Consider the following 4,463-nt stretch of genomic DNA (forward strand, 5'->3'; position numbering starts at 1 on the left):
ACCACCCAGGACGCACGCATCAAGCTCAAGCGGCTTTACCCTTCAACTTTAATGACATGAGCCACTAGCTCGGCGAACCAAACCTCACCAGCCTTGGGTTCAATACGAGCCGAACGCATGAGTCCATTCCTCGGCTTGTTCATCGACGGCGAGCAGCGGTGCGGATGAAACCTTCACATCAAAAGGCAGCGCTTCCCGCAGTTCGATCTGGGCCAGCATCATGTTGAACGCCTCCTCTGGCTTCAATCCCAGCTTGTCCAGCACCTTCTCCACCTTGCGAAAACGCCGGGTGGGCACACGAGCACGAAATAAAAGGGTCGCTGGAGTCGCCATGAATCCAACATGAACCCGCCACCCGCCAACCGTCAATCAAACACTGGCTCATCGCTCCCCCAGCCAGCGCCGCAACCGCGCCAGCAGTCGCGGCTCGCGTTTCTTCGCCAGCTCATGCTCCCAGAGATGCAGCACGCGCCAGCCGGCCTTGCGCAGTGCCTTCGACACCTCCGCATCGCGGGCGATGTTCCGGGCGATCTTGGCGTCCCAAAACTTCCGGTTGCCCTTCGGCCGCCGGTAATGGTCCGGGCAGCCGTGCCAGAAGCAGCCGTTCACGAAAACCACCACCCGCTCCCGGCGGAACATGAAGTCGGGCCGGACCGACTTTGTCTGCCGTTTCAGGTTCCAAGTATCAGATTTCAAGTTGGTGACACCTCTCTTCGGCTTCCGCGGCCCATCTTGAAACTTTGCACCTGAAACCTGAAACCGGATCGCCACATGCCGCCGCCATCCGGTGATCCCCTGCTCGCGGAAAATCGCCCGCAGCCGCAGTTCCGTGTCCTTGTTCCCCCGCGAACGGATGCGGCTCATCACCTCACTGCGTTTCGCCGGGGTAAAGACGTCGGGCATGCCTCCCAGTGGCGCTCGTGGACAGGGCTGCCAAGGGCAAATCCTGGTTTTGTCCGCCGAACGCTTCAGGCCGCGTGGATTACCCCGCAAAGACGATTGACCCACGCCCGCCAATTATGGTTATTATATGGAAATAAGCGGAAAATTCCCGCCTCTCCACCATGCGTCTTCTCAACCTGACTCGTTCGATTGGCCTGGCCTCCAGCCTCCTCACAGCAGCCCTCCACGCCCAGACCAACCACCGTGGTGAGGGCTTTCCGCAGCAGAATCTGCCCCGCAACGGGCGCTCCCAGGAGATCCCGGGCATGCTCGGGGCCAAACTGGGCCAAGTCGCCGCTTGGTATGACCGCAGCGAGGCCGATCTGGTGAAACTCTGCCAACAGGAAAAACACCTGCGGTCCGACCGCCAGGGCCACCTGCACTTCGTCTGCGAGGGCTTGCTGCCCATGCAAAACGCGATCGTGAAAGCCCAGACCACCTCCGGAAGCACCTCTGCGGCTGCCATCACGGCGGTCGATGCCTTCACTCTCCACAGCAAACCGGGAGCCACGAAAGTGATCTACCTCGACTTCGACGGCCACACCACCACAGGCACCTCCTGGAACAGCAGCTTCACCAGCGGGGCCAGCATTGTCACCCCGCCCTACAGTACTGACGCCACCGTCACGACCGCCTTTTCCCAGACGGAACTCGACAACATCTACTCCATCTGGCAGCGCGTGGCCGAGGACTACGCCCCGTTTGACGTGGACGTGACCACCCAGGACCCCGGCCTCGAAGCCCTGCGCAAGACCACCACCTCGGACACCCAGTTCGGCGTCCGCGTCTGCATCGGCGGCAGCAGCTACGACTGGTATGGTGCCGGTGCCGGAGGTGTGGCCTACCTGAACTCCTTCACCTGGAATTCGGACACTCCCTGCTTCGTTTTCACCGCCCAGCTCGGCAATGGAGCCGCCAAATACACCGCCGAAGCCGCCTCTCACGAAGCTGGACACACCTTCAACCTCAGCCATGACGGCCAGGTGGCCCACGACAACGTCGCCGCCGTCGGCTACTACCAGGGTCATGCCAACTGGGCTCCCATCATGGGCGTCGGTTACTACAAGGACGTCGTCCAGTGGAGCAAAGGCTCCTACCCCTACGCCAACAACCTCCAGGACGACACCGCCATCATCGCCAGCGTCGTCGGCTACCGCGTGGACGCCCATGGCGACAGCATCGTGAACGCCACCCCGCTCACCGGCTCCGCCCTCAGCGCCAGCGGCATCATCGAACGCCGTGCGGATGCCGACCTCTTCGCCTTCACCACTGGCAGCGGGCCAGTCAGCTTCTCCGCCACGCCGGCCGCCCCGTCCCCGAATCTGGACATCAATCTCGCCCTTTACGACGGTTTCGGAAACCTCGTCACCTCCGCCAATCCAGCCACGCTCGAGGCCACCCTCGCCACCACCTTGAGCCAGGGCACCTACTACCTCGCCGTGGAAGGCGCCGGCACGGGCGATCCGCTCACCGCCTACGATGACTACGCCAGCCTCGGCCAGTTCAGTCTCACCGGCACCGTCTCGCCCGTCACTGGCGTCCCTCCCGTGGCCGTGGCGGACGCCTCCGCTCCTGTCACCGGTGCCGCGCCCCTGGCAGTCAATTTCTCCAGCGTCGGCAGCTACGACAGCGATGGCAGCATCGTCGCCTACGATTGGGATTTCGGTGATGGCACCACCTCCTCGGTGGCCAATCCGGTGAAGTCCTACAGCACCCCGGGCACCTACACCGCCTCCCTCGTCGTCGTGGACAACAGCGGCCTCGCCTCCGTGGCCGACACTGTCCTCATCACCGTGGCCAGCAACAAAGTGATCTACGTTGCCAACATCGCGATGACGCTCAGCTCTTCGAAGCAGGGCTATCAGGCCACCGCCACTGTCACCGTGCGCAATCAAAACGGCGCCCTCGTCCCGAACGCCACCGTCGTCGGCCAGTGGAGCGGCCTCACCACCGGCACCGTCTCCAAAACCACCGGTCGGAGCGGCACCGCCGCCCTGGCCTCCACCCGCACCAAGAGCCGCGGCACCTTTACCTTCACCGTCACCGGCATCAGCCTTTCCGGCTACATGTACACCCCGACCCGGAACGTCGAAACGAGCGACCGCATCGCCACTCCGTAAACTGACCCTTTCCAAGCTCCATTCCTCCCTCGCAAGGCCGCGCCACCCGCGCGGCCTTGTCATTTCCATCCCCCCGGCTCACCGAGCCGAGCCACAGCCCCCATCAATCCAGCCATCCACTCATCCACCGCTCCTCCCCTCGGCTCACCGAGCCGAGCCACAGCCCATCCCAACAATCCAACCATCCCAACAATCCAACAATCCACCCAGGAGCCACGGCAGCTCACCGAGAACCGAGAACCGAGAACCGAGAACTCAAACGAGCCTCTCCGGCGCGATCTCCACACTCTTCCCGCCGCCATCCACCGTGATCAGCCCGTCCTGGATCGTGATTTGCAGCTTCATCGACCGATCCACCAGCCCGGCCAGGGCCTGCGTCTGCTCCGGCGGGAACTGCCAGACCGTCAGATTCCGCACCTTCGACAGCTTGTCCGCCACCCCGGCCCACCATGCCGCCGTCGTGGTGCTGAAACCATAAACCGTCACCGCTTTCGACCGCCCGCAGGCCCGCACCAGTCGTTTCTCCTCCGGCTGACCGATCTCGATCTCGTGCATGCGCAGCCCGGTGAGGTCGTTCCGCACCAGCGCCGGCTCGTCCGGCTCCCACATGTCCTTCCCGAACTCCAGCGTGCCCTGGTCGTTGTTCTCCGGCACATTCAGCACCCACGCCAGCAGCCGCACCATCATCCGCTCCTCCGTCTCCGACGGATGTCTCGCGAGCGTGACCTCGTGATCCACGTAGATGTTCTGGTCCAGGTCCGAAAACGACACGCTGGCTTTGTGAATGATTGCTTTGAGGGCCATGCCTCAGCGGTGAAGAGCGTCCGCAGGCGGTCAAGAGCCCAGCCTTGCCGTCATCGACAAACAGGCGCTCCGGCGACGCCATCCGCGCCACCAGCCCGCCTCGGCGGAGTAACCCAAAAAGTCAGGCCCCGGTCCCGCAGGTCTGGACGAAGATCGGCACCGTTCCCATTTCGCTGATGCTCGACCTTCAAAAAGACCCATCGCATGGAAGCCTGCGCCATCCCCGCCACGCACGACACGGCCAAGACCAGCCCCCGCGCCACGCGAGCACTGATTTTTGAATATTTATGACTCTTGTGCCCATTCTGATCCACCGGACGTTAGCGCCCGCTGCCGCAGCCTCCCTGCTGGCAGTCGGAAACTTGGACTGTTCCTCTGAAAATGCCGCTCACTGACACCCATTTCGACCAAGCCGACTTTCGTTACCCACGCTATCGACGCCGCGGGTGGATCGGCGTCGATCTGGACGGCACACTCGCCCTCTCCGGCCCCACCCCGGATCCCCTCGGCATCGGCGAGCCCGTCCCGCTCATGCTCATGCGCGTCCAGCACTGGCTGAGCACCGGCCGCACCGTGAAGATCTTCACCATCCGCAGC

4 protein-coding genes and 1 pseudogene are annotated in these 4,463 nt (G+C 63.3%); 2 read left to right on the plus strand and 3 right to left on the minus strand.

All coding sequences use genetic code 11. The annotated features are described in order from the left end of the window. Nucleotides 1-99 precede the first annotated feature (99 nt). Entirely contained in the window at nt 100-333 is a 234-nt protein-coding gene (locus tag IAE77_RS21605) for a type II toxin-antitoxin system RelB/DinJ family antitoxin (protein WP_294231253.1), read from the minus strand. 48 nt (nt 334-381) lie between these two features. Further along, on the minus strand, nt 382-903 hold the full coding sequence (locus tag IAE77_RS21610) for a very short patch repair endonuclease (RefSeq protein WP_294231255.1): 522 nt from the start codon (nt 901-903) through the stop codon (nt 382-384). 161 nt (nt 904-1,064) lie between these two features. On the opposite strand from IAE77_RS21610, the gene IAE77_RS21615 reads away from it, so the two are divergent. Then, nucleotides 1,065-3,062, plus strand: a complete 1,998-nt coding sequence (locus IAE77_RS21615; RefSeq protein WP_294231256.1) for a PKD domain-containing protein — start codon at nt 1,065-1,067, stop codon at nt 3,060-3,062. Between the two features lie 255 nt (nt 3,063-3,317). Here IAE77_RS21615 and IAE77_RS21620 read toward each other — a convergent pair whose 3' ends face one another. Beyond that, nucleotides 3,318-3,866 carry a YaeQ family protein gene (locus IAE77_RS21620; RefSeq protein WP_294231258.1) on the minus strand — a complete coding sequence of 183 codons (549 nt, stop codon included), beginning with the start codon at nt 3,864-3,866 and terminating at the stop codon, nt 3,318-3,320. Between the two features lie 381 nt (nt 3,867-4,247). Between IAE77_RS21620 and IAE77_RS21625 the strand changes: the two are divergent. Continuing rightward, nucleotides 4,248-4,463, plus strand: a pseudogene (locus IAE77_RS21625) (hypothetical protein); the annotation flags it as partial.

Origin of the sequence: Prosthecobacter sp., assembly GCF_014879935.1 — a bacterium.
In the GTDB taxonomy this organism is placed as follows: Bacteria; Verrucomicrobiota; Verrucomicrobiia; order Verrucomicrobiales; family Verrucomicrobiaceae; genus Prosthecobacter.

Excerpts from the sequence above, each read along its gene's own strand:
- IAE77_RS21605 (WP_294231253.1), bottom strand. The coding sequence starts at position 333 with ATGGCGACTCCAGCGACCCTTTTATTTCGTGCTCGTGTGCCCACCCGG.
- IAE77_RS21610 (WP_294231255.1), bottom strand. The coding sequence starts at position 903 with ATGCCCGACGTCTTTACCCCGGCGAAACGCAGTGAGGTGATGAGCCGC.
- IAE77_RS21615 (WP_294231256.1), top strand. The coding sequence starts at position 1,065 with ATGCGTCTTCTCAACCTGACTCGTTCGATTGGCCTGGCCTCCAGCCTC.
- IAE77_RS21620 (WP_294231258.1), bottom strand. The coding sequence starts at position 3,866 with ATGGCCCTCAAAGCAATCATTCACAAAGCCAGCGTGTCGTTTTCGGAC.